Genomic DNA, 26,197 nt, shown 5'->3' on the forward strand with positions numbered 1-26,197 from the left:
CTCGCGACGACAGCGTGCGTTCCTCGGAACCCTGAGGTGGGTGACGATCGCGCTCTTCCTCATCGCGACCCTGCTGCCGTTCCTCTACATGCTGCTGCTGTCGGTTCGACCCATCGAGAGTCTGCTGCGCGACCCGAGCTCACTGCTCCCCTCACTCGACGAGCTCACGCTCGAGACATACCGCGACGTGCTCGCGCCGGTGTCCGAGGGCGGGCAGGGCTTCCTGACCTTCCTCGGCAATAGCGCGATCGTGGCGGTCAGCTCGGTGATCCTCGCGCTCGTGATCGGAATCCCGGGCGCGTACGCCATCGCCCGGCTGCCCTTCCGCGGGAGACGGCAGGTCAGCGGGCTGTTCCTCGCGACGTACCTCTTCCCGGCGATCATCATCGCCATCCCGTTGTTCGTCATCTTCACGAGGATCGGGCTGCGCGGGTCGCTCGTCGGATTGGTGATCGTCTATCTTGCGCAGACCGTACCGGTCGCGATCTACATGATGCGCAACTACTTCCAGACCGTTCCCGAGTCGGTCGAGGAGGCCGGACTGATGGACGGGCTCTCGCGGCTCGGCGTCATGTGGCGGATTACGCTCCCGCTGTCGATGCCGTCGCTGATGGCCACGGGGCTGTTCGTCTTCATGATCGCCTGGAACGAGTTCCTGTTCGCGCTGCTGTTCCTCGTCGACAAGCGCCCGCTCTGGACGGTCTCGCTCGGCCTGTCCCAGTTGTCTGGCAGTATCGAGGTTCCGACGACCGTGCTGATGGCGGGGTCCGTCGTGCTGACGTTGCCGATCATCATCCTGTTCTTCCTGACCGAGCGGCTCCTCACCGGCGGGCTCACCGCCGGGGCCGAGAAGGGGTAGTGAGCGTGGCGGGCACCTCAGCAAGCGCATCGGCCGGCGAGATCCTGGCACTGGTCAGGTCGGGCCGGGCGCGCACGCGTCGCGACGTGCAGGAGATCACCGGCCTTTCGCGATCGACCCTCGCCTTGCGGATGTCGCAGCTCATCAACGCCGGATACGTGCGCGAGGTGGGTCAGGCCGCGGGGTCCACCGGCCGCCCCGCGAAGATCCTCTCGTTCGATGAGGCACGGCAACTCGTGCTCGCGGTCGACCTCGGGGCCACCCACGCCAACCTCGCCATCGTCGACGCTGGCGGCCAGATCATCGCGCAGGCGCACGCCGAGCTCAGGATCGAGGTCGCACCCGACGAAACACTTCGAATGCTGGCCAAGCGACTCGGCGAGCTGCTCGCCCGTGCCGGACGCGGAATCTCCGAGGTCGTCGGCGTCGGCGTCGGCATCCCGGCGCCGGTGCGCTTCGCGACGCAGCGTCCGAATAATCCGCCGCTGATGCCCAGTTGGCACGATTTCCCGGTCGGCGAGACCCTTCGATCCTTGCTCGGGGTGCCGGTGTTCGTCGACAACGACGCCAACCTGATGGGACTCGGCGAGACCCGGGAGCGGTACCCCGACGCGCCCAGCCTGCTGTTCGTGAAGATCGGCACCGGCATCGGCGCAGGTGTCATCCTGCACGGCGAACCGGAGCGCGGCATCGCCGGAGGCGCGGGTGATATCGGGCACATCCGCCTTCCCGACGCCCACCACCGCTGCACCTGCGGCGCATCCGGATGTCTCGCCACCGAGGCGAGCGGCGGCGCCATCGCGCGGATGCTCCGCGATGAGGGTCGCGACGTGCTCTCGGCCACCGAGGTGAGCCGGCTCGTCGGCGAGGGCGACCCGCGCGCGATCGCCCTCACGGAGCGGGCCGGCCACCTGCTGGGCGATGTGCTGGCAACCTCTGTGGCGCTCCTCAACCCGTCGGTCCTGGTGCTCGGGGGTGCAATGTCGGCACACGGCACCACGCTGCTCGAAGCCGCGCGCGAGCGGATCTACGAGCGCACCGTGCCGCTGGCGACTCGGGAGCTCTTCATCGCTTCCAGCTCGCTGGGCGCCGATGCGGCAATCCAAGGCGCCCGCCATCTGGTCATCGACCAGACGTTCTCCGCCGACGCCGTCGACTCGCGCCTCGAGCTGGTGGGATGAATGGACCTCACGTTCGAGGGACACGAGTTCGCCCGCTATCGACCCGACGCCACTCCACGCCCGCACCTGGATCGACTGGCCACCGTCGACGGCGTACAACTCCTGCGGGTGCTCGATGCACCGCTGCCAGGAGGATCGGATGACCATCCGCACCATCGCGGCATCTGGTGGGGCCACCGGAACGTGAACGGCGCAGACGTCTGGACCGAGTATCCCGGCCACGGCTCGATCGTCTCCCACGGCGACGTGACGCGCACCGAGACATCCGAGGTCGTCGACATCGCCCACGAGGCCGACTGGCTGGATGCCTCGGGCGACGTGCTGCTGTCGGAGCAGCGCACCATCCGCGCCCACCGGCCCAATGCCGACGGAACGCAGGCGCTCGACCTCGAGGGCACGCTCATCGCCGGCGCGGGGCCTGTGAGACTCGGCGATACGAAAGAAGCCGGACTCGTCGCGGTGCGCCTTGCACCGAGTCTCGAGGAGCGAAGGGGTGGGCAGATCCAGACCGCGACCGGCGCGATCGGCGAGGCGCAGGCATGGGGAACGCCGGCGCGGTGGTGCGCTTACTCCGGACTCGTGGGAGACGCAGAGGTCGGGCTCGCCGTGTTCGACCACCCTTCGAATCCGCGGCATCCGGTGCGGTGGCACGTCCGCGACTACGGCTTGCTGGCAGCCAACCCGTTCGGTCTCTCGGATTTCCTCGGCGACGGTGAATCCGACGACCTCGCCGACGGCACGATGACCCTTGCGATCGGTGAGCGCGCCACGTTCCGCTACCGTCTGCTGACGTTCCGCGGCGCAGTCGACGCGCCATCCCTCGACCGCCATTTCGAGCGATTCGCGGATGCCTGATGCGGTGGGCCATCTGCAATGAGATCCTCGAGGACCGACCGCTCGCCGTCGCCTTCGCTGCGTTCGCGGACGCAGGCTACAAGGCGCTCGAGATCGCCCCGTTCACACTCGCGGCCGGCGCGGCGCCGAGCGAACTCGACGCCGAGCGCGTGCGGCGCATCGCCGCCGACCAGGGGCTCGCGATCCTGGGCATGCACTGGCTGCTCGCCCGCACCGAAGGCCTCCACGTCGCCGATCCCGCCCGCCGGGAGCAGACCCTCGAGCGACTCCGCTCGCTCACCCGAGCCTGTGCCGCGATGGGTGGCAGCATCATGGTGTTCGGCTCGCCCGCGCAACGAAGCACCCCTCCCGGCATGGACCCGGCCGAGGCGCGTTCGCGTGCGTTGGAGGTATTCGGCGCGTGGGCCGAGAGCGCCCACGACGCGGGCGTGACGGTCTGCCTCGAGGCGCTCCCGCGCGACGAGACCGACTTCATGACCACGACCCAGGAGGTCATCGACGTCGTTCGAGAGCTGGACTCGCCCGCGGTTCGTCTGGTGCTCGACGTGAAGAGCATGGCCGATGAGAGAACCCCGATGCCCGAACTCATCCACCTCGCGGCCCCATACGTCGCACACGTGCAAGCGAACGACGCGAACCGCGGAGGCCCAGGGTTCGGCGATACCGATTTCGTGCCGATCCTGTCGGCCCTGCACGAAATCGGCTACGACGGGGATGTCTCCGTCGAGGCATTCGACTACCGACCCGACCCGATGACCGTGGTCACCGGCAGCATCCGAACCCTGCGGCTCGCCGCCCGGGCCGCGGGCATCCCCACCACCTGACAAACGCCCTCCGAAAGGCACTCTCGCATGCACGTCCGCCAACTCGTCTCCCGCGCCGTCGGGCAGATCGACCTCGAATCGGTCGAGATCCCCGACGCACCGGCATCCGGCGGCATCATCGCCACGGCCGGCGCCACGCTCATCAGCCCTGGCACCGAGGTCGCGAACTACCTCGGCAAGACGACACAGCGCACCCCCGAGACGACCGAGCCCTACCTGCCCGGGTACTCGTTCGCGGGCATCGTCACCGCGGCCCACCCGGATGCACCCTTCCAGGTCGGCGACCGCATCGCCGGCCCGCTGCCCCATGCCTCGGTGGCCGACGAGGCCCGACCCGAGCGACTCGCGCGGATGACCCGCATCCCCGACGGCGTCAGCGACACCGAGGCCGCATTCACGCAGCTCGCCGCCATCGCGCTCAACGCCGTCCGAGCAGGTGAACTCCAGCTCGGCCATCGCGTCGTCGTCATCGGGGCAGGACTGGTGGGCCTCCTCGCCGCCCAGCTTGCACGCCTGAATGGCGCCCATCCGGTGGTCACGCTCGACCTCTTCCCCGAACGACGGGCGAAGGCCGCAGAACTGGGCTTCGCGAGCTTCGACTCCGACAACGCTCACGATCAGGCGGAGCTGCACGAACTCGCACCTGACGGCTTCGACGTCGTCATCGAGGCAACGGGCTCGCCCCTCGCATTCGTTCCGGCGCTACGGCTCGCAACGCGAGGCGGGCGCGTCGTGCTGCTTGGCAGCACCCGCGGAACGATCCCCGACTTCAGCCCGTACGATGACATCCACCTGAAGGGGCTTACCGTGGTCGGCGCACATGTCTCCACCTCCCCGCGCCAGGCGACGGTCCGAGACAAGTGGACCGAGGCGGAGAATCGCCGCCTGCTGCTGGAACTGATCGCCGACAGCCGACTCGACGTCGATGGGCTCGTCACCGACTTCGTCGCGCCCACGGAGGCTCCGGCGGCGTTCGACGCCCTCGCCGACGACCCCGCCCGACACCTGGGAATCGCAATCGATTGGAGCCGACCATGACGATCCCGTTCCCGGGGGCGACGAGCGTTTCGATCCTCGACGTCTACTCCTGGGAGGCACCCGACGGGTTGCCGGGTGGAAGTCCGCACCTGCACACGGCATGCACGGAGGGCTACGTCGTCGTCGGCGGTCGTGGGCGAGTGCAGACGCTGGACGCGAGCGGCTTCCGCGAGACGCCGCTCCACGAGCGGTCGGTGGTGTGGTTCGGGCCGGGCGTGATTCATCGGCTCATCAACGACGAAGACCTGCGCATCGTCGTGGTGATGCAGAACAATGGACTCCCTGAGGCCGGAGATGCTGTGCTGACCTTCACAGCCGAGGTCGTGGGCGACAACGACCGGTATGCCGAGTGGGCCAAACTCACGCCCGGAGACGAGGAGACGTCGGCGCGTCAGCGGCAATCGCGCGCAGTGGCGGGATTCACCGAGCTCCGAGCGCAACTGGACGCTGAAGGACCGGCAGCACTCCAGCGCTTCTACGACGCAGCCGCTCGCATCGTGGGGCCGAAGGTGCCTCGGTGGCGTCAGGCATGGCGCGATGGACCGATGCGGGCGGCCACCGCCACGGGTGAGCAGTTGGACGCCCTTGAACGCGGTCTCGCCGATCATCTCGCGGCCGGACGGGTGAACGCTCAGGAACCCGCGCCACGATTCGGCATGTGCGGTCGGCTCTCCACGTATTCGTTCGCCCTCGGCTCCTGACCATGACCGAAGTCGGGCTGCTCGACGTCTGACGCGGCCGCGGCACGCTCTCGGGTGGCTGAAGGTCCTCTGCACGTCGATTGACCTTGCCCGTAGGGGGAAGGCCCGCGTAGAAGTGGAGTGGATCAGCGAGCCGAGAGGTTTTCCTGCCCGACGCGGCGCTCGAGCTTGTCGAGCACGATGTCGCGTACCTCATGCCATTCGCGCCGCAGGTCGACGTGCTCGGGGTCACGGAGCCGGCGGAATCGCAGCCCTTCGAACACCGCCCGAAGCAGCATGAAGACGCGGTCGGGGTCTTCGAACTCGCGCTCCACCAGCGGGCGGAGCGCGGCGAACGAGCGCGCGTCGCGCTCCAGGTAGTAGGCGTGGGCCGGATGCTTCGGATCGATGGCTTCGGCCTCGAGCGCGTCGTACCGCCGGGTCGTCTCGCCCGCGCGCTCGTAGTAGCGGAGTGCGGTCTCGACGAAGTCGTCGAATCGGGCATCCTCGGGCTGGCTGGCGGCGATCGCGGCGAGGTCGACCTCGTCGCGATGCTGGAGCACGGCGTGCAGCAGGCTCTCCATGTCGGGGAAGTAGTGCATCAGCCCGGGGGCGGACATCCCGCAGCGGCGTGCGACCTCGCGGAGGCTCAGCGAGCGGTAGCCCTCGGCGGCGATGATCGCGTCGGTGGTCTCGACGATCTCCTCCCGACGGACCTCGGGGCTCAGCCTGCGTGCCATGCGTCCAACCTCCAGAGAACGAACTCTCATCGTATCTGACATCCGACAGATACGGGTGATGGCGAAGGGGCGGATACCGTGGCGGCATCCGCCCCTCTACTCTGGCAGTTCGTCAGTCGACGATCTGCTCGTGCTTGCGGTTGTCCTCGACCATGACCTTGAGCTTGGCCTCGGTCAGGTCGTAGAACTTCAGCAGGATGAACGCGCCGATCGCGGAGCCCACGACGGCACCCAGATTGAAGGTCGCCCACATCACGTCGAGCGCCTGCGCCGACTGCGTCACTGCCTCGCCCGCCACCGTCGACTGGTACCCGGCGATGCCGATGATCCAGAGCGCGACGCCGCCGGAGATCGCCATCGAGGCCTTGGCCATCATCGTCTGCATGGCGAAGGTCGCGGCCTCGACGCGGCGCTTGTTCCTGTAGAAGTCGTACTCGATCGAGTCCGCGAACAGCAGCGAGAACATGAACACCTGCGGGGCCAGCACGACGCCCTTCAGCGCCGTCACCGCGATGAGCAGCGCGAACGAGTCGCGGCAGAACAGGAACGCGACCAGCCCGAGCAGCGCGCCGGCGATGTACGAGAAGGCGAGCAGCCGGATCTTGCCGAATCGGCGGATCAGGCGGGCGCCGAACGGGGCGACGACCACGACGGGGAGGATGCCGAGCATGAGCAGCAGCGAGGCCGCCTCAGGGCTGCCGTAGAGGTCGGATGCCACGAACGGAGCGAGCGACATTGCGAAGTTCGTGCCGTTGGCGAGCAGGCCCATCACGACCGTGAGCATCAGGTACTTGTTCGAGATCACGCCACGCCAGATCCCGAGGATCGACGGACGCTCGCGGACCTCTGGGCGGACCCGCTCCTTCGCGGCCCGGATGGGGATCATCGTGATCAGGCCGACGACGCCGAGCACGAGAATGCTGAACATCCAGTTGTTCGCCGTGGCGGCCAGCAGCTGCGGCAGCGCGACGATGCCGACCAGGATGCCCAGGATGCCCGCGACGTGGTTGTTGGAGAGCAGCACGTTGCGCTCGGCCGGCAGCGGCGACATGACGGCGCCGAGGGCGTAGCCCGGGCCGTCCGACGCCGCGTAAACCGTGCCCCAGATCAGGTAGGTGATGAACGCATACCCGATCCGCACGGCGAGATCCTGCTCGAGCAGGACGTCTTGGAATCCGAAGCAGAGCACGGTGAACAGCGGCACGGTGATCGCCGCGAGGAAGACCCAGGGCTTGAACTTGCCGCCCTTGAGGTCGATCCGCTCGATGATCGTCGCGAGGATCGGGTCGACGAGCGCGTCATAGAGCCGCGCGACGAGCAGGATCGTGCCGACCACCGCGGCGGGAATGCCGAGCGTGGTGGTGTAGTACACGGCCAGGAAGGTCGTGGTGATCATGAACAGTACGTTCTGGCCGAACCAGAACGAGTTGTACCCGAGGCGCTCGCGGCGCGAGGTGAGGAAGGTCGGGTTCGACTTCTTCGCCGTGGTCGCCGGGGCGACGGGGTTGGTGGTGGTGTCCACTGCACATCCTTGTGTAGGTAGGGTCGGCCCGCGTATGCGGGCCGAGGGAATTGGTGAGCGCGCGAACCGCGCGAGGTCTGGCGTCGAGTGGGTGCCGAGTGCGCGCCGATGGGCTGCGCCCTGCGACCCGTTACATGACGCCCTGCCAATCGATCGAGGCGGGACGGAACCACGCCCAGCCCCGGCGATCCCAGGCTCGGGATGCCGCCGTCAGGCGGTGGACGTACTCGTCCCAGTCGGTCGGCGTCGCCGACCAAGCACGCTCGCCGAGTCCGGCGAGGCGGGGCATGAGCAAGAACTCGAGGTCGTCGCGGTTGGTGACGGTCTCGCACCAGACCGCGGCCTCGACCCCGGCGATGCGGTCATCCGAATCGATCCCGGGTGTCACCGACACCGGGTCCCACTCGACCATCTCGCGGAGCGTGGCCCCTGGGTAGAACGGCAGGCCGACCCGGGCTCGAAGGGCTTCCTGGTCTTCGGTCGCGGCCGTCTCGGCGTGCGGCTGGTCGAAGTAGAGGACCGTGTTCGGCGAGACGAGCACCCGGGAGCCCTTTGCAAGCGCGGTCGGAACGTCGTCGGACGATTTGCCCATCGTCTCCAGGAACACCGTGGCGAGCTCGGGCGGGAGCATCCCATCCAGGGCGCCGGAGTCCATCATCGCGGCCATCTGGTTCGGTTCGATCCAGTACTGCACCACGTCGTCGGCGCCGACGTTCGCTCGAGCAGCCTCCTGCCAGCCGATCGCACGCTTGCCGAGCCCTCGGACGACGGCCATGGCCTCATCGACGAACTCGGCGTGCGCCTCGTCGGACATGCCGAATGCCTCGTCGCCGCCGACGTGGACGTAGGCGGCCGTGTGGAACTGCTCGGCCACCGCCGTGAGCGCGTCCGCGACGAATTGCCTTGTGGGGCCGCGGTCGAGGTCGAGCGTGCCGATCGCGAGGCCGGCAGCCGACGCCGCCTGGGCCGCAGGGTTCGGCTCGGGGGCGAGCACCGGGTACGCACGGAACACGGCCTGCACGTGGCCGGGCAGGTCGACCTCGGGCACGATCGTGACGAACCGCTCGCTTGCGTACTGCACGAGCTCGGCGACATCCGCCTGCGAGTAATACCCGCCCGGGCGGTCGCCGAGCGCGCCGGCCCCGCCGATCTCGGTGAGGAGGGGCCAGGTCGGGACTTCGAACCGCCAGCCCTGGTCGTCCGTGAGGTGCAGGTGCAGCACGTTGAGTTTGTACAGCGAGCACATGTCGATGACCCGGCGGATGGACTCGGGGTCGTGGAACGTCCGGACGACGTCGACGGAGAGTCCACGCCAGGCGAAGCGCGGACCGTCGGTGAGGCGCGCGCCTGGCACGTCGGCGATGCTCCCCGCAGTGCCTGCCGTGATGAGCTGGCGGAGGGTCGTGAGCGCACGGTGCACTGCTTCGTGAGTAGCGCCTCGAAGCCTGACCCCGGTCGGCTCGATCTCGATCGCGTACCGTTCGTCCGCTTCCTCGACGTCGCGACCATCGGCGCGCACGCCGGTTGCGAGTGGGAGGTGGTCGAGACCCGTGGCGTCAAGGTCGACGAGGATGTCGGCCGTCGCGGCGTCGTCATCATCGGACGCGACCACGAGCGCGATGCCCGAGTCAGTCGCGACATCGTCGGCGAAGCGGTGCAGCAGGCCGGCGAGCGATTCCGGACCGCTCACGCACGCGCCCGAGGAGACGCGCCAGCTGCCGGGCAGGGAGTGAGCGACGTGGATGGCCGGGATGGCCGCCGTCGAGAGGACGCTCGCAGCGCTCGGCGGCTGGGGGCCGGGGGTGGTGATGAGATCGGTCACGCCGCTCCTCGTCGTCGAAGACTCTTATCTAACAGATGTTAGGTACACTACCTTACACATGTCAGATAACGTGTCCAAATCGAGGGACGGGCTTCGGGGACGCGCCCTAGGTGGCCGCGGCTTCCGCTGCCTTCTTCAGGTCGGCGGTGAACTGCTCGAAGTTCTCGTCGAACGGCGGGATCAGCCGGGCGAAGAATGGGAAGAATGGACCGCCGATGCGCTCGACGACCTCCACTCGCGTGCCGTCGGCATGGGATGCCTCGAACAATCTCGACGTGATCAGGAGTTCCTTGCGGTGACAATGACTGTCGAGCCTCGATGCTACCCGTCGACCTCGAGCATTCTCGGGCGATCTCGAATCAAAGATTCACGATCTGCCTGTCACGGGCGGAGCAGGCGCAGGTCGGCATTGCCGGGTTCGGCGCTCGGCTCGGCGGTGACCATCCTGCGGCCCAGGTCTGAGAGAGTGTGCCGCACGGCCCGCCCGGCACGCCTGGTACTGACGAGGCCGACGCCGCGCAGTGCCGCCGCATGGGAGGAGGCCGATGCCAGGCTGATGCCGAGGCTGGTCGCCAGGCTGCTGGTGGTGTGCCCCTCGGCCGGTCCCTCGGCGAGAGCAGTGAGCACCTTCGCCCGGGTCGCCCCGAGGACGGTGCCCAGTCGGAGATTCAGGTCGTCGGCGACCGCAGCCGGTGCTCCCCAGTCGGCCTGGACCGGGTAGATCAGGCCCAGCTGATCGCGCCAATGGAACGTGAACCCCGGACGGGACCAGGCGGCGGACGGGCTGATGATCAGGCCACGCCCTTCCAGATGAACGTCGGCGTCGACCGGGAGATCGACATCGAGCCGCCCTTCGCGCCACTTGATCGCAGGATGCATACTGTTCAGGACCGACTCCATCCCTAGTGTGGCGGCCTGCCAGGCCAGGCGGCCGAGCTCGGCGGTTACGATCCTGCGGAACCCGGGCCGCATCGGTGCCACTACTTCCCGGTGGAAGGCGTCCATCGCCGCGCCAAGCAGATCCATCGCGCGCCCACTCCCGGTGGCGAGTTCGCTCGCCCAGGCTGCTCGCGGCGACGTGGCCGCCGCGGCTTCCAAGTCGGCGCGAACCTGCGCTGGAGGGGTGGCCATCACCAGGTCCAACAGCTCCTCGACCGTGCCGGTCGCCTCCGGGATGAGGAAGCCGGGCACATCACCGTGGGCAGCGGCCAGCTCCAGCAGCGGCCGGGTCGCGGGGGGCAGCGGCATCCTGGCACCCTGGAATTGCCTTCGCACCCGGCTGTGAGGTTGCTGCACGGACTGCGCGCTGCCGGCGATGTCGTCGATCACCGACGGCATCTCGAACGTCGTCCGGGCAAGGTCGTCGACCCCGAAGTGAAGACGCAGCATGAATTCATTGTCGGCCCGCGAGGCCGGATCATGTCAACGACGGCCGCCAGGTTTCAGCTGGGCCCGAAATGATTGCGGCGCTCGGCAGCGCTGAATTTTAATTGTGCGCCGGTTCGAGGACACCCCTTCGAGCCCAGACGACAAATCAGGAGACAACATGAACAGGACACTGGCGACAGCGGTGGCGGCGTCGCTCCTCGTACTCGGAGCCGCCGGACCGGTCGCGGCAGACACGCCCGACTCCGCCAACTGCCTGGGCGTGGTGACCCAGCAGCGAGCGATAGCCCACCACGACATCGGCGAGCACGCATCGTCCCAGGAGGAGCCACGACTCGGACTCGGGAACGTCACCCGAGAGATCCTGGGCGAAGACGCCCACGTCGGCGAGTTCGGCAGCTTCCTCGGCGACATCGACGGGGACCCGGCCACCAGCTGCCATTGACTGACGGGCGCGTCGGCGTTCGGTCAGCGCCTTCCGAATGCGCTTGGGTCGCTTCATGCGAGCGATATCCTTGACCGGATTCGCCGCGATGACGCCCCGACGCACCGCGAAGCCGAGCAGCGTGCGGAGATCGTTCGACAGCAGAATTCAAACCCGTCGTGGAACGTCGAGTCAGGACGTGCACCTCCTCATGAAGGGGGCGCGGGATGCGACACCGCAGGAATATGCGAGTGAATACGTGGAGAGCTCATCAAGTCTCCGCCTTTCAATGAAGGCAAGAAACCCTGATCAGACCGATTTCACCGTAGGGCGGACGGGACTTGAACCCGTGACCGATGGATCTACTCGACCCGGATCCTTCGTCTCGCCCTGTCAACGGCGATCTCGACCGATCTTGGGATCATCAGTTATTCCTTGCCCGGCGGTTGCTGTCAGTCCTTCAACTCTACGCATTCAGTTCGACCGGTCTCGGGCGATCTCGAGTCAAAAGTGTTGAATAAACGTGCGCGGATCAAGTCACAGATGTGAATCCGACCGCCTTGCCGCTCATGCGATCTGGCTACGCTCGTCTCCGAGTTCGAGCTAGAAATGGTGCCCTCTCCCCAAACAGCGGGACGGGCGAAGAATCCGCTCAAGCGTGGAGGACTGCACGTCTCCCCCACTCGCTCGGGAATGCTGAGCCTTTGGTTGACTCGTTTCCTTACGCCGCCAGGGCGACGGCGTCCTTCATGATGGCCTCGAAGTCGATGGGGCTCAACTTCCCGAGTCTGAGTTGTTGGCGGCGCCGGTGATAGCGCGCTTCGATCCACACGATCGCGAGTCGGAGCTGCTCTCGAGTGGTCCATGGCCGACCCCGATGACGGCCGCAGGCACCGCGGAGCATTCGATCAGCCCGCGGGTGAAAGACTGTTGGGGTTCGTGCAACGACCCATGGGGAGATCATGACCGACAACCGACCAGACCTGAGCGGCGACTGGGACCTGGACCCCGCCCACACTCGCATCGGCTTCTCGGCCAAACACGCCATGGTGGCGAATGTCCGCGGTGCCTTCAACGACGTGACCGGCAGCCTGCACGTCGATTTCGACGACACGACCAAGTCGACCGCCGAGATCGTGCTCAAGGTCGCCAGTGTCGACACCCGCAACACACAACGCGACGACCACTTGCGCAGCGCCGACTTCTTCAACGCGGAGAAGTGGCCCGACATCGTCTTCAAGAGCACCAGGATCGAGGAAGTCGGCGACAACGCCCTCGTGGTCTCGGGCGACCTGACGATCCGAGACATCACGAAACCGATCACCATCCCGATCGAGTTCACCGGCGTGGAGACCGACGCCTTCGGCGCACTGCGTGCCGGGTTCGAGGGCACGCGGCGCATCGACCGCCGGGAATACGGCCTGGAGTGGAACATGGCGCTCGACTCGGGCGGTTGGCTCGTCTCGGAGAAGATCACGCTCGAGTTCGAGATCTCGGCGATCAAGCGCGAGAGCGACGCACAACAGGCCGCCTGAGGCGGCGTTGCGCGACGTCGCCGGCCCGGCGGGTCGTGCGACGTCGCGCGCGTGGGTGGTGACGACACGGGACGCGACCGGGCGCTGCCGATTGGCAGATCGGCGAGCGCCTCTTCATCACCGGCAAGACCGCGAGCGTGCTCGTGTCCGCGATCCTCCGCAGCCTCGGTGCGGCCACCCGCACCGAGGCTGCCTGGGCGCAGGTGCGCCGCCGATCAGGCAGCGCGGCGGCCCAGGGCGAGGTCGATGAGCGCCTCGGCTGCCGCGCGCGCATCGTCGGCCCAGCTCGGGTCGTTTCCGATCGCCGCAGACGTCTGGGCTCCCTCGGCGAGCAGCGCGAGCTGACGGGCGAGCGTCGCGGTCCCGCCGGCTTCGAGCGAGAGTCGCTCCACGAGACGCTGGAAATCGGCCTTCTGTGTGCGGACCATCACCCCCACGAGGTCGGACGTCGGGCCGGACTCACCGAAGGAGTTGATGAAGATGCAGCCCCGGAAGTCCTCCGACTCGAACCAGTCCCGCAGGAAGTCGTAGATCGCGAGCAGCTGTCCGCGAGGCCCGGGCTGCGTGGCCATGGCCTGCGCGAGGCCGCGGTCCCACACGTGCCGACGCTCGCTCAGCACCGCCACGACGAGTTCGACCTTCGACGGGAAGATCGAGTAGATCCGCTTGAGCGAGAGTCCCGACGCATCGCGTACCGCGTCCATCCCGACCTCGTGGATGCCGCGGGCGTAGTACAGCGCGTCAGCGGCCGCGACGATTCGAGCGCGCGCTTCGTCTTCGTCGGTCATTTCTCTCCTCGACTTGAGAACCCTCGTTCTCTAGCGTACCGTCAATCTCGAGAACGCTCGTTCTCACGAGACTGAGAAGGAGTCCTGACATGGGATACATCACGGTGGGAACGCAGAACAGCACCGACATCGAGCTCTACTACGAGGACCAGGGGCAGGGCCAGCCGATCGTGCTGATCCACGGCTACCCGCTCGACGGCCACAGCTGGGAGCTGCAGGCCCGCGAGCTCATCGCCGCCGGCTACCGCGTCATCACCTACGACCGGCGCGGCTTCGGCGATTCCAGCAAGGTCGCCGAGGGCTATGACTACGACACGTTCGCCGCCGACCTGAACGTGCTGCTCGAGACCCTCGACCTGCGCGACGTGATCCTCGTCGGATTCTCGATGGGCACCGGTGAGCTCGCGCGCTACGTGAAGAACTACGGCCACGAGCGGGTGGCGAAGCTGGCGTTCCTCGCCTCGCTCGAGCCGTTCCTCGTGCAGGCGCACGACAACCCCGCGGGTGTTTCACAGGAGGTCTTCGACGGCATCGTCGACGCCGCGCGGAACGACCGGTACGCCTGGTTCACCGAGTTCTACCGCAACTTCTACAACCTCGACGAGACGCTCGGCGAGCGGATCAGCCAGGAGGTCGTGACGGCGAGCTGGAACACCGCGACCAAGAGCGCCCCCGTCGCTGCCTTTGCCGTGGTGCCGACCTGGATCGAGGACTTCCGCGCGGATGTCGACGCGGTGCGCAAGGCCGCGAAGCCGACCTTGATCCTGCACGGGTCGGCAGACCGCATCCTGCCGATCGACGTGACCGGGCGCCGACTTCGCGACCTTCTTCCCGACGCCGACTACGTGGAGATCGAGGGAGCCCCGCACGGCCTGCTCTGGACCCACGCAGAAGAGGTCAACGAGGCACTCACCAACTTCGTCGCCGCCTCGGCACTCAGCGCAGCCGCGTGAACGACGACCCCGCGGGCCGAGCCGAGAGGATCGTCCCGCGGGCCGACGTCCCGCGAACCTCGATGTCGATTCCGGCGGCAAGGTGAACGAGAAGTCGAACTGCGGATGCTCCGGGGATCCGCTCCCCGGAGCATCCACTCGTACGCCGCCGCGCCGTCCCACCTGTCATGAACGAAGGCTTCTGACCGTCTGCTTCGCACCGGACCGGCCGACGACATTCGGGAGGAGTCTCCGCTGAAAGCAGTGCGGATACGTGCCGACCCGACTCCGGCCGATCCCAATTGAATCCCGGGTGGCGCCGTCGTGTACACCGACCGGATCGTCGAGCTCGGCGCGGAACCGTGCACCGGAGCCGTCGGCGACTCGTACGACAACGCCTTCGCCGAGGCCGTCAACGGGCTCTACGCGGCCGAGCTCATCCGCCGGCGCGAACGTCTTCCGTCCTCCGCAACGCGGATGAACGCCACCTTGATTGGCTGCGCCAGATCATCGAGGGAGGACGTGAGTGCGGTGACCTTGCACAAGGACTGACGGTCGACGATGCGGCCCGTATCGTCTTCTTCCATTTCCGGGCTGAGCAATTCCGCCTTGCGGCCGAGGATTTCGGGTGGGGCCGTGAACGAGCTGCGGAGCGGATCACTGAGCGCGTGAAGGCCGCGATACTCCGAGACGGTTCCCGCGCGACTGACGTCTCCTGCTACGGTGCGCCGCCCTGATACCGGCGGGTCGATGGACGGCGGAGTCGCGTCTCGGACCGAGACGATTCGACTTGGCACTGGGGTGACCGTGCTGGACACGCAGGATCCTGTGCGGGTGCTCAACGAGTTCGCGACGATGGCGCAGGTGGTCTGCCATCACGCTCCCCGAAGCTCTTAGAGCAAGTGTTCGAATCCTTATAGGGTCAGGTCGTGGTGCAGCACTGTCCCCCATGTCACAGTTACAGCACTCTCCCCTGACCCCGGCGTCTGTACTTGTACGAACAAGAGCCGGCGCATCGCGATCATCCGGCACGTCGAGATCCGCGGCCGCCGACTGCTGCGCTCGATGGCCTTCCATCCCGATCCGTCGATGCGGCAGCTCATCGGACACTTCCCGGTAGATGCCATGCGACTCGCGGTCGCATGCACCTCGTGGGAGTACATCAAACACCCCGGCCCATCGACGAGCAGGCGCCGTTAGCTGCGACCCGGTTACCGGTGGCATTGCGGTGTCGAGAACCTCACCGACCGGCGTCCGTTCACTCATTTAATGTCCTGCGGGACAGTATGGCAGTAGGATGGTGACATGAGTGAGCAGGAGGGTTCCGCGATTCAGGGTGGCTCGTTGCGTTCCGTCCTGCCCGGCCCTCGAAACTTTCCGTACCGGTCGCGCCTGTCGAGCACCCTGAGCGAGCTCATCCTGGTGTGGGATTCACCTGCGCTCCAGGAGGAAATACTCGCGAAGTCGGGGGAAGCTCTCGATCAGGCCTCGCACCAGGCCCTCCGTCACCTCTTTGCGTGGGGGCCGATCCGCCCGAGCGTTCTCGCGGAAGCGCTCGGCACGGGTGCGTCGAACGTCAGCAAAATCGTTCGTCGATTGGCGGATGACGGGTACGTGGAACGTGAGGCGGATGTGGCCGACGGGCGCGCCTGCCTGATCACCCTCACCCCGCGAGGAGAGACGGCGGCTCGGGAGGTGTACGGCCTGGGCGACCGGATGATTGCGGAGGTGCTCGAAGGATGGTCATTGGACGACGTCCGGCAGTACACCGCCCTCACAGAGCGTTTCGTGAGCGACGTGATCGAGTCAGCCGTCCAGATGCGCGGGCACGGACTCGACCATGACTTCCTCACTCGGTCCTGACGTCCTCCAGCAGCGGGGTCTGTCGGTGGTCGAATCGCGTCTGCGCGGCGAGCACGTCGTCAGCGTGGGACTCCGCCGACACTTGCAGCGCGAGCAATGGGTCCCGGAGCGCCCGCCCCAGGTCGGTCAACTCGCAGCGCCTCACCGGGTTGGTGTCGGTGACGTTGAAGTAACCGGGCATTGATCGCGACGATGGTCGCACGACAGGCCCGGTCTACGAGAAACCGGAACACCCAGACTTAAGGAGTGAACGATGAGCCTACTGATGTGATCGCCCGTTACGGCGCTGTAGCCGCAGCCGGCGACATTGCGGAACTCGCTGCCACGTTGCATGGGGATGCGGTTTGGCATCAGCCGGGGCGTAATCAGCTCTCGGGTGACCACGCCGGCCCGGATGCGATCGTCGCGCACCTCGGGCGGTTCATGGAGCTCAACGGAGAGACGTTCCGGCGCGCGACACTTTCGGTGGCCGAGGCGGGGGTCTTGTCGCGACGACGGTGCGCTTCTCCGCCACCCGCGAAGGGCACCCCCTATGGATCAGGGCGGCGTCGACGTCCTCCGTGTGGACGGCGGCCGGATCGCTGAAATCTCGCTCATCAGCCAGGATCAGGACACCGAGGACGCCTTCGGGGCTGATCGCCCGCGCCCCTAGCTTGACGGCGCGGCGCAATCGCTGAGAAGTTGGCCTCCGCGGATCATGCCGGCGGAGGCCATACGGTTCAGAGGTTGCCGAGGACGCGGAGCCGGTCGGTCCAAGCTCCTGACGCGATCGCCGTTTCGATCGGGAGCCGGTCGAATCCGTGTCCGGACCCGGGGCGGATGTGCAGCTCGCATGAGACGCCCGCCTCCCAGAGCCCGCGCGCCCATGCCACACTTTCGTCGCGGAAGATGTCCAGCTCGCCGCAGTCGACGAACGCGGGGGCGAGCCCGCGGTATTCGGTGATCCGTGCCGGCACCGCGTAGTGCGACACCTCATCCGTACCGATGTCGTCGCCAAGGAGCGCGTGCCACCCGGTGTAGTTGTTGTCCCAGGTCCAGGCGGCAAACGCCGCCAGTTCGGGGTCCGGGGTGGTGGTGCGGTCATTCAGCATCGGGTAGATAAGGATCTGCATCGCGATCGGTGTCCCGGCGTCGCGGGCGGCGATGGCGACTCCGGCGGCTATGCCGCCGCCACCACTGTCACCCATGATGGCGACGCGCTGGGGGTCGATACCGCGTTCGGCCGCGTGCGCGATCAGCCACTTCAACGCCTCGTGGGTGTCGTCGACGAGGGTCGTCCCCGGGTACTCCGGCGACAGCCGGTAGTCGACCGATAGGAACGGCACACCGGTCTTCTCGACGTAGCTCGCGACGAACCGGTCGTAGACCGCGACAGAGCCGCAGATCATGCCGCCGCCATGCGCGTACACGACGGCCGACCCGCGGTTGGAGCCAGCCTTCGTGTACCAGCGAGCCGGAATCGACGAGCCATCGGCAACCGGGACCTCGATGTCCTCGCGCTCAACGTTGGGCGCATCCGGTGCTGTGGCGTCGGCGAGAGCGAGGTTCCTGTTACCGATTTCCCGCAGGGTTATCGGGTCGTCGCGTTCGCTCGTGTTTGCCTCGGTTTGCGGCCCCGCCGCTGCCATGAGTGCCGCGACCTCTGGGTCCAGTGTGAATGGCATGGTGTCTTTCTTCCCCGCGTAGTCGCGGATCATGGGTGAGTGTGTCGGGCGTGGCACGTCGTGCCGCGCCTGTCATTCCCCGCGCCGAGCGGGCGGGAAGGCTTACACGTCGCGCGGGGTCCATGACGCCTCTGCGAGGTCGACGCGAACGCTGCTCGTGCTGTCTTCCAGGAGCGGGGTGGACTCCTCGTGGAACTTGGCGCGCACAGCGTCGGCGGCAGCGGGGTACGGGCGCCCGTCCGCGTCGACGACGCGCCACCACGGAATCTCATGTCCGCCGTTGTGAAGGATGCGGCCAACGGCGCGGGCGCCAGTGCCGGTCGCGCGGGCGATGTCGCCATACGTCATCGCACGTCCCTCAGGAATCGCTCTCACGGTGTGGAGGATTCGTTCTGTCAGATTGCTCACCGGTTTGTCCCCTCTCTCACGCGCCTAACGTCACAGCGCCTTTGCTGACGTCGACCACCGTGAACTCCGCTTCCGGTGAGCGTGTGCCGTTGGCTTGCACGGTGACGAAGTGCCGCCCGGGGTAGTAAGTGCGGGTGGTGATGCGCCGGAAGGAGTGCGTCTTGGTGACGGTGACGCTCTCGCCGGGCGCGAGTTTTCGCGAGGTGAGCTTGAACGTCTTCGGGCTGACGGTCCCGTTGGCGCGCTGGAATCCGATCGAGTAGTCGATCGCTACAGCGGCGTCAGTGTCGTCCTCGTTGGTGACAACCGCGGTGAAGGTCAGCGCATCCTCGTCGACGCGCACAACGGTGTTCGATACCTGCGGCCGATCAACGCGCACTCGGTCACCGGAGTACCCGACCAACGCCAATGCCTCCGGGTCCGCGTTCTTGATCAGGGTGCGGAGGCCCTGGCGGATGACCCAGGGTGTATGTGCGTCGGCGTTCTCGGCCCACCCCCGAGCCGTGCTCGTCACGGTAGCGGGGTCGACTCGGCTGAGGTCGTTCAGGTGGTTCGCCACCGACCGCCGCACATACTCGGCGCCGTCGCGGTAGAGCGCATCCAGAATTCCTCGAGTGGCATCGGGATTCTCGATCAGCCAGGGCACGCGTTTCGCCCACGGCAGGTAAGCGCGCGTGCCCTCACTGGCCAGGCGACGCACGTGCTCGTTCTCACGGTCCGTCCACGTCTCGATGGTGCCGAGCGCGCGTTGGGGTCTGGCGATCAGCATCTCGCGGATCGCGAACTCGCTGCTCAGCCCCACAGTGAGTCGGGCAAGAAGCGCCATGCCCCCATCGAAAGCGACCGTCGACCCGTCGTGCAGCGCTCGTGCGGCGACGAACTCTGTCGTGGGCCAGATCATCCAGCCCGCGAACTCCGGCACCGACAGGAGCTCACCCACGATGCGCACTGTTTCAGGGAACCCCCCAGGAAGATCCCTGAGTAGCGCGTCGCGAACGAGGTCGACCCTGTCCCGGAGCCGCATCCCGTCGAGGACCGAACGTGCCCGGGTCAACGTCGACAGCTCAAGCGTCGGCTCGACCGTCTTCAGCGACGACCGCAGGTTGCCGATCACCCTCGGGTTGATCAGCTCGTCCATCGCTCCCATAGCGACGTCCTTTCATCGAGGACCGGGGGCAGCGTCGGCGCTCCCCCGAGTCGCTTCGCCGTCGGGCCAGGTCGATGCTTATCTCGCTGACGCGATCGCCCTCCGTGGCGAAGGCGAATGCGAACGTCTACGGCCCGCCCGGGGGGTCCGCCGTGGAAGAGGCGATGAGGCGGCCCTCCTCGAAGGAGATGGGAGTGATGATGACCTTCGGCTCGATCAGGTGCGACTGTCACCCATCCGCTGACCTCAGCCTCGCCGGTGAACGTCTTGCCGTCGTCGTGGACGACGGCGCCGTCCGTGAACACGGCCGCCAGCGCGTCGGCGTCGTGCGCGTTGTTCGCGGCGACGAAATCCTCGACCGCCTTGGGGAGAGTGATGGTGCTCATGTTCTTCTTTCTCGTGGGTCTACGTCGTCAACGGAGCCCCCACAGCCCAGAGCGAGTCACTAGTCTCTGCACCGGCGATTTCCTGTCTTGTGGGACAGTATAACTTCTTAGTGTCTTGAGCGACACTATTCTGAGTCGCATTCAGTAGAATTTTGGGATGGCCACCAGCGCAGACTCCCAAGCGACAAGACCGCGCCGCGCGAGCGACTTCCCGTACCGTTCCGAGCTGCTGGCCAACCTCAGCGCACTGATCCTGCTGTGGGACTCGCCACGCTTCCAGGGCGAGATCCTCGCGAAGAGCGGGGAGAGCATCGACCAGCCGGCCCACGCGACCCTCCGGCACCTGCTCGCCTGGGGTCCGATGCGACCGACCGCCCTGTCTGAAGTCCTCGCGACCGGAGCGTCGCACGTGAGCAAAATCGTGCGCCGACTTGAAGCAGACGGGTGGGTGCAGCGCACGACCGACCCCTCCGACGGTCGGGCAACGCTCATCAGCCTCACGGAAGCCGGCGTGGCCGCAGCTCATGGTGTGTACGCGCTCGGCGACCGGATGATCGCCGAGGTTCTCGAGGGATGGTCCGACAGCGACGTCCGCACCTACACCGACCTCACAGCGAGATTCGTCAAAGACGCGATCAGCTCCGCCGAGCAGATGCTCGAACGAGGCCTTCTCCCACCCAAGAAGTAACGCTTTACCCCGTCGCTTATTCATGTCCCAGCGGACAGCAGTCGTTATACTGTCCTATAGGACAGGATCTTCGCAACGGCTCATGTCGATGCTGAAGACTTCATCGAGGGATGGGAAGCACACACACATGTCACATGCAGATCGCGATCGCCTGGACGGTCGCCGAACGTTGGTCACCGGAGGTACGAAGGGCACCGGCGTCGCCGTCGTGAAGAGGCTGCGAGAGCTCGGTGCGGACGTGTTCGTGTCGGCCCGGTCGATGCCCGAGGGATATGAATACCCCGACCGATTCATCGCTGCCGACACCTCGACGAAGGAGGGCACCGAACTCGTTGCTGCCGAGTTGGTCAAGGCCTTCTCGGCGCCGTGCGGCTGGATCGCGCGCTCATCCCCGGCATGATCGCCAAGGGGTCGGGAGTCGTTCTGCACTTCACCTCGATCCAGCGCGAGCTGCCTCAGTGGGAGGCGACGCTCCCCTATGCGGCGGCTAAGGGAGCGCTACGTACGTACAGCAAGGGACTCGCCACCGAGCTCGCACCGAAGGGCGTGCGCGTGAACGCGATCAGCCCCGGTGGCATCAGGACCGAGGGCGCCGCGGTGTTCTTCGACCGGATCGCAGAATCGAACAGTATAACCCGCGATGAGGCTGAGCAGCGCGTCATGGACTCGCTCGGAGGCGTCCCCCTGGGGCGCTTTGCGGAGACGGAAGAGGTCGCTGACCTGGTGGGCTTCCTCGTCTCCGACCGGGCATCAGCCATCGTGGGCGCCGAGTTTGTGATCGACGGCGGAACAGTCCCCACCACCTGACAACACACGTCACTTCACGCGCCGGTCAGTCGCCCTTTGGCTGGCCGGCGCGTTGTCTTTGGCCGCCGGCGGTGTCAGCTTCGGGCTACAGACTGGGGCCGCGCCCATGTCGAGCAATGACGAAGAGGCTGCCTCCAATTGGAGGCAGCCTCTTCTTCTCGTGTCGATCGGTCAAGCGGCCGACGGGGCGAAAACGAGCTGGACGATCTGTCCCTCGTCGTTGAGATGGAACTGGTACTCCAGCTCCGCGACTCCGCCGGGGAAGTCGCCCTCGAGGCGGTACGACGCTCCCACCATCCCGTCGACCTCGCGCGCACCGAGGAAGGTGAGGGTGGTGGTGAAGAGGTTGATCGCCTCGTTGATCCAGGTGCGGATCTCGTCCAGGCCGCGATGGGTCTCGCCCTGGTCGGTGACCACCGCGTTCTCGGCGAACAGTGCTTCGACCTTGCCCGCTTCGCGTCCCTGCCATCCGTCGACGAAGCCGTGCACCGCGGCCGGCAGTTCGTCGTTCTTCAGTGTCTTGCTCATTATTTGTTCCCTTCTTCGACGAGGTTTCTCGTGCGCTTGGTGGGGCGGACGCTGACTGCGACCACGCTGAAAACGAGTACGGAGGCGACAAGCGGGACGACCCAGCCGGCTTCATAGGCGGACAACTCCTGCTCGGGTGAGGCATTCGCAGGCAGGTTTCCCCGGTAAACCGCGGTCGTAATCGCCAGCATCACCGCCACCCCGAATTGCGCGGCGGTCTGAAGAACTCCGCCGGCGACGCCTTGCTCGTTTCCCGGTAGGCCGCTCGTGGCTCCGATGGCTCCCGTGCTGAAGATCAGAGTGAATGCAATGCCGACCAGTGCGAAGGCCGGGAAGAAAGCAACCCAGTACATCGAATCGAGGGACACGAAGTGCAGGAGCCCGTACGCCACCACCGTGAGCAGCAGACCGAAGGCCATCACACCAAGCAAGGTGAATCTCTTGATCAGCCGGGCCATGAATGGGGCCACGAACAGCCCGAGCACCCCGGCCGGCCAGAACGCCGCTGCGGTGACCACAGGGGACCACTGGAGCGTGTCTTGGAAGTGAATGGTCAGCAGGAACTGTGTGGCGTTCCACGACCCCACCAAAACCAGAACTCCGAGATTGGCTCTGATTCTCGGCCACGACTTCAACACGTGCGAGGGAAGAAGCGGGTAGGGCTGCCGACGTTCCACAACAACAAAGACCCCGAGAAGAATCACACTCAGCAGGAGCGGACCCCATGTGGCCACGTTGCCCAAGCCCTGGTCTGGACCGAGAGTCAAGCCATAAACAATCGCCATCATCGCGAGCGTGATGAGCACCGCCCCCGGCACATCCAGCCGCGCTCGCTGCTCGCTGCGCGGGTGAGCGGGGATCACCAAGAGGCCTGCGATGAAAAGGACTGCGCCGACGATCGCCGGCCCGAAGAACACTGCGCGCCAGTCCCACTCGGTCAGCAGCCCGCCGAAGATCAGTCCGAACGTGAAGCCTGCCGATCCGGTCGCCGTGTAGAAGGACAGTGCACGATTCCGCGCCGGGCCTTCTTGGAACGAGGTTGCGACAAGGGATAGCGCCGCTGGCGCGGTAAACGCCGCCGCGATGCCCTTGAGGAAGCGAGTCGCGATCAGCACTTCCCCGTTCCAGGCGAAGCCGCCCAACACCGACATAAGAACGAATCCAGCTAGGGCGATCAGGAACACGCGCCGGCGGCCGAGAAGGTCGGCGGCTCGACCTCCGAAAAGCAGGAAGCCTCCGTAGCCGAGCACGTATCCCGCGATCACCCAAGGAAGCGTCGTGGTCATGTTCAGGTCTATGCCGACTCGCGGGATCGCCACCGCAAGCATCGACACGTCGAGCGCGTCGAGGAAGAGAGCTCCGCATAGCACCGCAAGCAGCGCTAACGCCTTACCGCGGATATGTGTATGCGGTGCCGGGTGTGTGTGCAGCGCCGGGGCGTCGAGGATCGTGTTGGTCATCGGATTCTTTCTGTGCGAGTTGGTGAGAAACGGGATGCTTCGGGGTGGGGGTTGCTTAGGACGACGCGAGCCAGCCGCCGTCGACGGGGAGCATTACGCCCGACACGTACGACGCTTCGTCCGACAGGAGAAAGGCGATCACGTTTGCGATCTCGTCGGCGGTCCCCAATCGCTTCATCGGCAGCGTCGCCGAGAAGGCATCGAGCGTTTCGCGCGGGAGAGTGGCCAGCATGGGAGTGTCGATCGAGCCCGGTGCGACACCATTGACGCGGATCTTGCGGCCGGCGAACTCGGCGGCGATCGTCCCGGTGGTCGATGTCGCGCCGAACTTGCTGCTGCCGTAGGCCGTCATCTGAGCGAAAGAGCGAAGGCCATTGAGTGATGACACGTTGACGATCGCGCCGCCCCCGGCCTTCAGCATTTCCGGGATCTCGCTCTGAAGGCAGAGGAACAGCCCTCGGTCGTTGACCGCGTGTACGCGGTCCCAGAGCTCGAGCGTCGTCTCGGCAAGCGAGGTCGGTGCCTGCGCGACACCTGCCACGTTCGCGGCAAGATCCAAGCGCCCGAACTCACTCACGGCCCGCTCGACCATCTTCGCGACCGACGCTGGGTCCGCCACGTCGGTGTACTGCGAAACCGCAATGCCGCCCGCAGCGGCGATGGTCAGCGCCACGGACTCGGCCGCTTCGATGTTTCGATCGGCAACGACCACCTTGGCGCCTTCGGCAGCCAGCCGTCGCGCCGTCGCCTCCCCCATTCCCGAAGCGCCTCCGGTGACGACTGCTACCTTCGCCTCGAACCTCATTGCCAGAACCTCCTTTGACAGCCGCGGTCCCTGCCAGAAACCGTCCTACAGGACAGTATCACATTTACTGTCTCTGGGGACACTAATCGGCGAGGTTTTCCTGAGGCAGTGTCGGCGCAGCACGCCGTTGAGGTCAGAGGATTACTCCGGCTGTTTGGCCTCGTCGGGCGGGAGGTGGCGTTCACTCCATTGCGCCAGCGGGTGGAGAATGGCGATGAGTTCCTTCGCCTCAGAGGTGAGCGTGTACGTGATCTGCACCGGCGTACTGGGGATGACCGTGCGCTCGACGAGGTGGCGTTCCTGCAATTGCTTCAAGCGCAGCCGGTCGGATACTGGGGCGACGCCCGATTGAAGGCGGGCGTGGACGCCGCCGATGTCGAGAAGACGATGCGAGCCGTGATGGACATCGCGCGAGAAGAGCCGGGCTACGAGATGTACGCGATCTACCAGAGCCCCGATGAGATCGGCTCGTACCGAATCAGCGAGCGTTGGGTGACCGGAGAGGATCTGCGCAAGCACATCGAGAACCCGGACCTGTACCCCTACCTCGGCCGGTTCGCCGAGACCCTGGACTTCTCGAACGCACAGTGGGTGCACGCAGTCATCTGAGGCATCTCCAGCGGGTCGAGGTAACCCCCGGGCGTCGCCCGCCTGCATGGCGAGCGGCGCCCGCGCTACACACAGGACGAAGGGTGCTGGCACCTCTCCTTGCCTCGTTCCTGGGATGTCGCATGTCGGCCGTACTATGCCGGTGTGATGTCGAACGGCACCAATCCGGGTGAGCAGTCGCCCCCCTCGGGGCTGCGGTGGGCGGGTCAGCGCACTGACGCGATCGCACCGGATGCGCTCCCAGCTCTGGCGCGGGTATCGAACCTGATACGAAGCGTGCAATCTCCTGAATTCCACAATGTGACGTTCCATGAGGTGCTCGCGAAATCGGCCCTCAATCACGTCGATTCAGCGTCTCGCATGCTGCCGGATGAGTGGACGATCAACCCGTATCGGGGATGCACTCATGCATGCTTCTACTGCTATGCGAGGCCCACCCATGGTCATCTCGGCTTCGGCGCTGAGGAGTTCGAGACGCAGATCGTTGTCAAGACGAACATCGCTGAGGTGCTTCGAAACGAGCTCAAACGGAAGCGGGAACTACCGCCGCGTGTCTCGCTCGGAACGAGCACTGACCCTTATCAGCGAGCCGAAGGCCGTTACAAGTTGATGCCGGGCATCATCCAGGCCCTCGGCGATACCCGGGTACCGTTCTCAATCCTCACGAAGGGGACGCTTATTCGTCGGGACCTTACTCTCCTGGCGGCTGCGAATGAGAGAGCGCACGTCGAGCCGGGGCTGTCAATCTCGCTCATCGACGACGCCCTTCAACAGTCGCTCGAACCTGGAACCCCCAGCACCGCAGCGCGCCTCAAGACCGTGACAGAGATCCGTGAGGCCGGCCTAGATTGCGCGGTTTTCATCGCACCGATTCTGCCGCTCCTCAGCGACCGGCCAGACCAGCTTGAGGCTATGGTGCGGTCCATTGCCGAAGCCGGGGCGACGAGCGTGCTGTACACGTCGCTGTTCCTCTCGCCGAGGGTCAGACCGACCTTTTTCTCGTGGCTGAGCCGATCCCATCCGGAGTTGGTCGCGCGCTATCAGAGCCTGTACAAAACAGGCGCAAGCGCGCCGGAGAGCTATCGGGTGTGGCTGCGGGGCCAGCTTTTCCCTCTTCTGAAGAAGTACGGCCTACCGCTTCCTGACGCGGACACCGCGGACAAATTCGGCCTGAATGGCGCGTCTAAGGCGCCTGCCCAGCGGTCCACCGAACCCACCCTCTTCTGACGGGAAAGGCACGCGGCAC

General features: G+C 66.3%; 33 protein-coding genes and 1 pseudogene. 18 read left to right on the plus strand and 16 right to left on the minus strand.

Features of this window, described 5'->3' with window-relative positions:
• Positions 1–40 precede the first annotated feature (40 nt).
• From EV187_RS10780 to EV187_RS10805, 6 genes are read left to right on the plus strand one after another with little or no spacing between them, the layout of a single operon-like run.
• Positions 41–859, plus strand: coding sequence for a carbohydrate ABC transporter permease (locus EV187_RS10780; protein WP_242609540.1), 819 nt, complete (start codon positions 41–43; stop codon positions 857–859).
• Between the two features lie 5 nt (positions 860–864).
• Entirely contained in the window at positions 865–2,040 is a 1,176-nt protein-coding gene (locus EV187_RS10785; RefSeq protein WP_130353028.1) for an ROK family transcriptional regulator, read from the plus strand.
• Positions 2,041–2,895: a DUF6807 domain-containing protein gene (locus tag EV187_RS10790; RefSeq protein ID WP_130353029.1), complete on the plus strand. Its 855-nt coding sequence runs from the start codon at positions 2,041–2,043 to the stop codon at positions 2,893–2,895.
• Positions 2,895–3,719, plus strand: coding sequence for a sugar phosphate isomerase/epimerase family protein (locus EV187_RS10795; protein WP_130353030.1), 825 nt, complete (start codon positions 2,895–2,897; stop codon positions 3,717–3,719). The genes EV187_RS10790 and EV187_RS10795 overlap by 1 nt, the downstream gene beginning before the upstream one ends.
• Positions 3,720–3,746: 27 nt before the next feature.
• A complete protein-coding gene (locus EV187_RS10800) occupies positions 3,747–4,757 on the plus strand; it encodes a zinc-dependent alcohol dehydrogenase (RefSeq protein WP_130353031.1) in 1,011 nt (336 codons plus the stop codon).
• Positions 4,754–5,458 carry a cupin domain-containing protein gene (locus EV187_RS10805; protein WP_130353032.1) on the plus strand — a complete coding sequence of 235 codons (705 nt, stop codon included), beginning with the start codon at positions 4,754–4,756 and terminating at the stop codon, positions 5,456–5,458. The genes EV187_RS10800 and EV187_RS10805 overlap by 4 nt, the downstream gene beginning before the upstream one ends.
• Positions 5,459–5,583: 125 nt before the next feature.
• On the opposite strand, the gene EV187_RS10810 is transcribed toward EV187_RS10805, so the two are convergent.
• From EV187_RS10810 to EV187_RS10825, 5 genes are all read right to left on the minus strand, one after another.
• Positions 5,584–6,177: a TetR/AcrR family transcriptional regulator gene (locus EV187_RS10810; RefSeq protein WP_165391162.1), complete on the minus strand. Its 594-nt coding sequence runs from the start codon at positions 6,175–6,177 to the stop codon at positions 5,584–5,586.
• 112 nt (positions 6,178–6,289) lie between these two features.
• Positions 6,290–7,699, minus strand: a complete 1,410-nt coding sequence (locus EV187_RS10815) for an MFS transporter (protein ID WP_130353034.1) — start codon at positions 7,697–7,699, stop codon at positions 6,290–6,292.
• 130 nt (positions 7,700–7,829) lie between these two features.
• On the minus strand, positions 7,830–9,521 hold the full coding sequence (locus EV187_RS10820) for a family 20 glycosylhydrolase (RefSeq protein WP_130353035.1): 1,692 nt from the start codon (positions 9,519–9,521) through the stop codon (positions 7,830–7,832).
• A 106-nt stretch (positions 9,522–9,627) separates the two neighbouring features.
• The gene (locus EV187_RS18870) at positions 9,628–9,756 is read right to left on the minus strand and encodes a hypothetical protein (RefSeq protein ID WP_278039333.1); all 129 of its coding nucleotides are present in this window, start codon (positions 9,754–9,756) and stop codon (positions 9,628–9,630) included.
• 146 nt (positions 9,757–9,902) lie between these two features.
• Positions 9,903–10,910 carry a helix-turn-helix domain-containing protein gene (locus EV187_RS10825; RefSeq protein ID WP_130353036.1) on the minus strand — a complete coding sequence of 336 codons (1,008 nt, stop codon included), beginning with the start codon at positions 10,908–10,910 and terminating at the stop codon, positions 9,903–9,905.
• Between the two features lie 157 nt (positions 10,911–11,067).
• On the opposite strand from EV187_RS10825, the gene EV187_RS10830 reads away from it, so the two are divergent.
• Positions 11,068–11,352: a hypothetical protein gene (locus EV187_RS10830; RefSeq protein ID WP_130353037.1), complete on the plus strand. Its 285-nt coding sequence runs from the start codon at positions 11,068–11,070 to the stop codon at positions 11,350–11,352.
• Between the two features lie 700 nt (positions 11,353–12,052).
• On the opposite strand, the pseudogene EV187_RS18740 reads toward EV187_RS10830, so the two are convergent.
• A pseudogene (locus EV187_RS18740) lies at positions 12,053–12,202 on the minus strand (IS3-like element ISAar45 family transposase); the annotation flags it as partial.
• Between the two features lie 91 nt (positions 12,203–12,293).
• Here EV187_RS18740 and EV187_RS10835 point away from each other — a divergent pair.
• On the plus strand, positions 12,294–12,866 hold the full coding sequence (locus tag EV187_RS10835) for a YceI family protein (RefSeq protein ID WP_130353038.1): 573 nt from the start codon (positions 12,294–12,296) through the stop codon (positions 12,864–12,866).
• Between the two features lie 215 nt (positions 12,867–13,081).
• Here EV187_RS10835 and EV187_RS10840 read toward each other — a convergent pair whose 3' ends face one another.
• Complete coding sequence (locus tag EV187_RS10840) at positions 13,082–13,654, minus strand: TetR/AcrR family transcriptional regulator (RefSeq protein ID WP_130353039.1); 573 nt, start codon at positions 13,652–13,654, stop codon at positions 13,082–13,084.
• A gap of 89 nt (positions 13,655–13,743) precedes the next feature.
• Here EV187_RS10840 and EV187_RS10845 point away from each other — a divergent pair, with 89 nt between their 5' ends.
• From EV187_RS10845 to EV187_RS10860, 4 genes are all read left to right on the plus strand, one after another.
• Positions 13,744–14,607: an alpha/beta fold hydrolase gene (locus tag EV187_RS10845; protein ID WP_130353040.1), complete on the plus strand. Its 864-nt coding sequence runs from the start codon at positions 13,744–13,746 to the stop codon at positions 14,605–14,607.
• 303 nt (positions 14,608–14,910) lie between these two features.
• The gene (locus EV187_RS18935; protein ID WP_130353041.1) at positions 14,911–15,138 is read left to right on the plus strand and encodes a hypothetical protein; all 228 of its coding nucleotides are present in this window, start codon (positions 14,911–14,913) and stop codon (positions 15,136–15,138) included.
• 198 nt (positions 15,139–15,336) lie between these two features.
• Positions 15,337–15,483 (plus strand): LLM class flavin-dependent oxidoreductase, encoded by a 147-nt coding sequence (locus tag EV187_RS10855; protein WP_130353042.1) that lies wholly within the window; start codon positions 15,337–15,339, stop codon positions 15,481–15,483.
• A gap of 408 nt (positions 15,484–15,891) precedes the next feature.
• The gene (locus EV187_RS10860; protein WP_130353043.1) at positions 15,892–16,449 is read left to right on the plus strand and encodes a MarR family winged helix-turn-helix transcriptional regulator; all 558 of its coding nucleotides are present in this window, start codon (positions 15,892–15,894) and stop codon (positions 16,447–16,449) included.
• On the opposite strand, the gene EV187_RS10865 is transcribed toward EV187_RS10860, so the two are convergent.
• On the minus strand, positions 16,436–16,630 hold the full coding sequence (locus tag EV187_RS10865; protein WP_130353044.1) for a hypothetical protein: 195 nt from the start codon (positions 16,628–16,630) through the stop codon (positions 16,436–16,438). The two genes, EV187_RS10860 and EV187_RS10865, sit on opposite strands and share 14 nt — an antisense overlap.
• 86 nt (positions 16,631–16,716) lie before the next feature.
• Between EV187_RS10865 and EV187_RS18940 the strand changes: the two genes are divergently transcribed.
• Complete coding sequence (locus EV187_RS18940; protein WP_423190886.1) at positions 16,717–17,034, plus strand: nuclear transport factor 2 family protein; 318 nt, start codon at positions 16,717–16,719, stop codon at positions 17,032–17,034.
• 134 nt (positions 17,035–17,168) lie between these two features.
• Here the strand turns inward: EV187_RS18940 and EV187_RS10875 are convergent, their stop codons facing one another.
• From EV187_RS10875 to EV187_RS10890, 4 genes are all read right to left on the minus strand, one after another.
• The gene (locus tag EV187_RS10875; protein ID WP_207221802.1) at positions 17,169–18,146 is read right to left on the minus strand and encodes an alpha/beta hydrolase; all 978 of its coding nucleotides are present in this window, start codon (positions 18,144–18,146) and stop codon (positions 17,169–17,171) included.
• A 69-nt stretch (positions 18,147–18,215) separates the two neighbouring features.
• Positions 18,216–18,521, minus strand: a complete 306-nt coding sequence (locus EV187_RS10880) for an MGMT family protein (protein WP_130353045.1) — start codon at positions 18,519–18,521, stop codon at positions 18,216–18,218.
• Between the two features lie 16 nt (positions 18,522–18,537).
• Positions 18,538–19,659, minus strand: coding sequence for a DNA alkylation repair protein (locus tag EV187_RS10885; protein WP_207221803.1), 1,122 nt, complete (start codon positions 19,657–19,659; stop codon positions 18,538–18,540).
• Positions 19,647–20,054: a nuclear transport factor 2 family protein gene (locus tag EV187_RS10890; protein ID WP_130353047.1), complete on the minus strand. Its 408-nt coding sequence runs from the start codon at positions 20,052–20,054 to the stop codon at positions 19,647–19,649. Before EV187_RS10890 ends, EV187_RS10885 begins: the two co-directional genes overlap by 13 nt.
• 157 nt (positions 20,055–20,211) lie before the next feature.
• Here EV187_RS10890 and EV187_RS10895 point away from each other — a divergent pair, with 157 nt between their 5' ends.
• The 3 genes from EV187_RS10895 (at position 20,212) to EV187_RS18550 (ending at position 21,549) form a co-directional block, all read left to right on the plus strand.
• Entirely contained in the window at positions 20,212–20,742 is a 531-nt protein-coding gene (locus tag EV187_RS10895) for a MarR family winged helix-turn-helix transcriptional regulator (RefSeq protein WP_130353048.1), read from the plus strand.
• An 82-nt stretch (positions 20,743–20,824) separates the two neighbouring features.
• On the plus strand, positions 20,825–21,142 hold the full coding sequence (locus tag EV187_RS18545; protein ID WP_207221804.1) for an SDR family oxidoreductase: 318 nt from the start codon (positions 20,825–20,827) through the stop codon (positions 21,140–21,142).
• On the plus strand, positions 21,139–21,549 hold the full coding sequence (locus EV187_RS18550; RefSeq protein ID WP_207221805.1) for an SDR family oxidoreductase: 411 nt from the start codon (positions 21,139–21,141) through the stop codon (positions 21,547–21,549). The genes EV187_RS18545 and EV187_RS18550 overlap by 4 nt, the downstream gene beginning before the upstream one ends.
• Positions 21,550–21,720: 171 nt before the next feature.
• Here the strand turns inward: EV187_RS18550 and EV187_RS10905 are convergent, their stop codons facing one another.
• From EV187_RS10905 to EV187_RS18750, 4 genes are all read right to left on the minus strand, one after another.
• Positions 21,721–22,077: a nuclear transport factor 2 family protein gene (locus EV187_RS10905; RefSeq protein WP_130353049.1), complete on the minus strand. Its 357-nt coding sequence runs from the start codon at positions 22,075–22,077 to the stop codon at positions 21,721–21,723.
• The gene (locus tag EV187_RS10910) at positions 22,077–23,537 is read right to left on the minus strand and encodes an MFS transporter (RefSeq protein ID WP_130353050.1); all 1,461 of its coding nucleotides are present in this window, start codon (positions 23,535–23,537) and stop codon (positions 22,077–22,079) included. The genes EV187_RS10905 and EV187_RS10910 overlap by 1 nt, the downstream gene beginning before the upstream one ends.
• A gap of 55 nt (positions 23,538–23,592) precedes the next feature.
• A complete protein-coding gene (locus EV187_RS10915) occupies positions 23,593–24,342 on the minus strand; it encodes an SDR family NAD(P)-dependent oxidoreductase (protein WP_130353051.1) in 750 nt (249 codons plus the stop codon).
• 141 nt (positions 24,343–24,483) lie between these two features.
• Positions 24,484–24,657: a winged helix-turn-helix transcriptional regulator gene (locus EV187_RS18750; protein ID WP_242609541.1), complete on the minus strand. Its 174-nt coding sequence runs from the start codon at positions 24,655–24,657 to the stop codon at positions 24,484–24,486.
• Between the two features lie 45 nt (positions 24,658–24,702).
• Between EV187_RS18750 and EV187_RS10925 the strand changes: the two genes are divergently transcribed.
• Together EV187_RS10925 and EV187_RS10930 are read left to right on the plus strand one after the other, a co-directional pair.
• The gene (locus tag EV187_RS10925) at positions 24,703–24,951 is read left to right on the plus strand and encodes a putative quinol monooxygenase (protein ID WP_278039455.1); all 249 of its coding nucleotides are present in this window, start codon (positions 24,703–24,705) and stop codon (positions 24,949–24,951) included.
• A gap of 147 nt (positions 24,952–25,098) precedes the next feature.
• Entirely contained in the window at positions 25,099–26,178 is a 1,080-nt protein-coding gene (locus EV187_RS10930) for a radical SAM protein (RefSeq protein WP_242609542.1), read from the plus strand.
• Positions 26,179–26,197: the final 19 nt, after the last annotated feature.

This window comes from Agromyces ramosus, assembly GCF_004216665.1.
GTDB lineage: Bacteria > Actinomycetota > Actinomycetes > Actinomycetales > Microbacteriaceae > Agromyces > Agromyces ramosus.

Bases quoted from the DNA above. Each gene is read 5' to 3' on its own strand.
- EV187_RS10865 (WP_130353044.1), bottom strand. From the start codon at position 16,630: ATGCCCGGTTACTTCAACGTCACCGACACCAACCCGGTGAGGCGCTGC.
- EV187_RS18545 (WP_207221804.1), top strand. From the start codon at position 20,825: ATGTCGATGCTGAAGACTTCATCGAGGGATGGGAAGCACACACACATG.
- EV187_RS10795 (WP_130353030.1), top strand. From the start codon at position 2,895: ATGCGGTGGGCCATCTGCAATGAGATCCTCGAGGACCGACCGCTCGCC.
- EV187_RS10885 (WP_207221803.1), bottom strand. From the start codon at position 19,659: ATGGACGAGCTGATCAACCCGAGGGTGATCGGCAACCTGCGGTCGTCG.
- EV187_RS10790 (WP_130353029.1), top strand. From the start codon at position 2,041: ATGGACCTCACGTTCGAGGGACACGAGTTCGCCCGCTATCGACCCGAC.
- EV187_RS10800 (WP_130353031.1), top strand. From the start codon at position 3,747: ATGCACGTCCGCCAACTCGTCTCCCGCGCCGTCGGGCAGATCGACCTC.
- EV187_RS10835 (WP_130353038.1), top strand. From the start codon at position 12,294: ATGACCGACAACCGACCAGACCTGAGCGGCGACTGGGACCTGGACCCC.
- EV187_RS10895 (WP_130353048.1), top strand. From the start codon at position 20,212: ATGGCCACCAGCGCAGACTCCCAAGCGACAAGACCGCGCCGCGCGAGC.
- EV187_RS10930 (WP_242609542.1), top strand. From the start codon at position 25,099: ATGTCGAACGGCACCAATCCGGGTGAGCAGTCGCCCCCCTCGGGGCTG.
- EV187_RS18550 (WP_207221805.1), top strand. From the start codon at position 21,139: ATGATCGCCAAGGGGTCGGGAGTCGTTCTGCACTTCACCTCGATCCAG.
- EV187_RS10845 (WP_130353040.1), top strand. From the start codon at position 13,744: ATGGGATACATCACGGTGGGAACGCAGAACAGCACCGACATCGAGCTC.
- EV187_RS10875 (WP_207221802.1), bottom strand. From the start codon at position 18,146: ATGATCCGCGACTACGCGGGGAAGAAAGACACCATGCCATTCACACTG.
- EV187_RS10915 (WP_130353051.1), bottom strand. From the start codon at position 24,342: ATGAGGTTCGAGGCGAAGGTAGCAGTCGTCACCGGAGGCGCTTCGGGA.
- EV187_RS10825 (WP_130353036.1), bottom strand. From the start codon at position 10,910: ATGCTGCGTCTTCACTTCGGGGTCGACGACCTTGCCCGGACGACGTTC.
- EV187_RS10905 (WP_130353049.1), bottom strand. From the start codon at position 22,077: ATGAGCAAGACACTGAAGAACGACGAACTGCCGGCCGCGGTGCACGGC.
- EV187_RS10890 (WP_130353047.1), bottom strand. From the start codon at position 20,054: ATGAGCACCATCACTCTCCCCAAGGCGGTCGAGGATTTCGTCGCCGCG.
- EV187_RS10830 (WP_130353037.1), top strand. From the start codon at position 11,068: ATGAACAGGACACTGGCGACAGCGGTGGCGGCGTCGCTCCTCGTACTC.
- EV187_RS10810 (WP_165391162.1), bottom strand. From the start codon at position 6,177: ATGGCACGCAGGCTGAGCCCCGAGGTCCGTCGGGAGGAGATCGTCGAG.
- EV187_RS10910 (WP_130353050.1), bottom strand. From the start codon at position 23,537: ATGACCAACACGATCCTCGACGCCCCGGCGCTGCACACACACCCGGCA.
- EV187_RS10805 (WP_130353032.1), top strand. From the start codon at position 4,754: ATGACGATCCCGTTCCCGGGGGCGACGAGCGTTTCGATCCTCGACGTC.
- EV187_RS10860 (WP_130353043.1), top strand. From the start codon at position 15,892: ATGAGTGAGCAGGAGGGTTCCGCGATTCAGGGTGGCTCGTTGCGTTCC.
- EV187_RS10855 (WP_130353042.1), top strand. From the start codon at position 15,337: ATGGACGGCGGAGTCGCGTCTCGGACCGAGACGATTCGACTTGGCACT.
- EV187_RS10840 (WP_130353039.1), bottom strand. From the start codon at position 13,654: ATGACCGACGAAGACGAAGCGCGCGCTCGAATCGTCGCGGCCGCTGAC.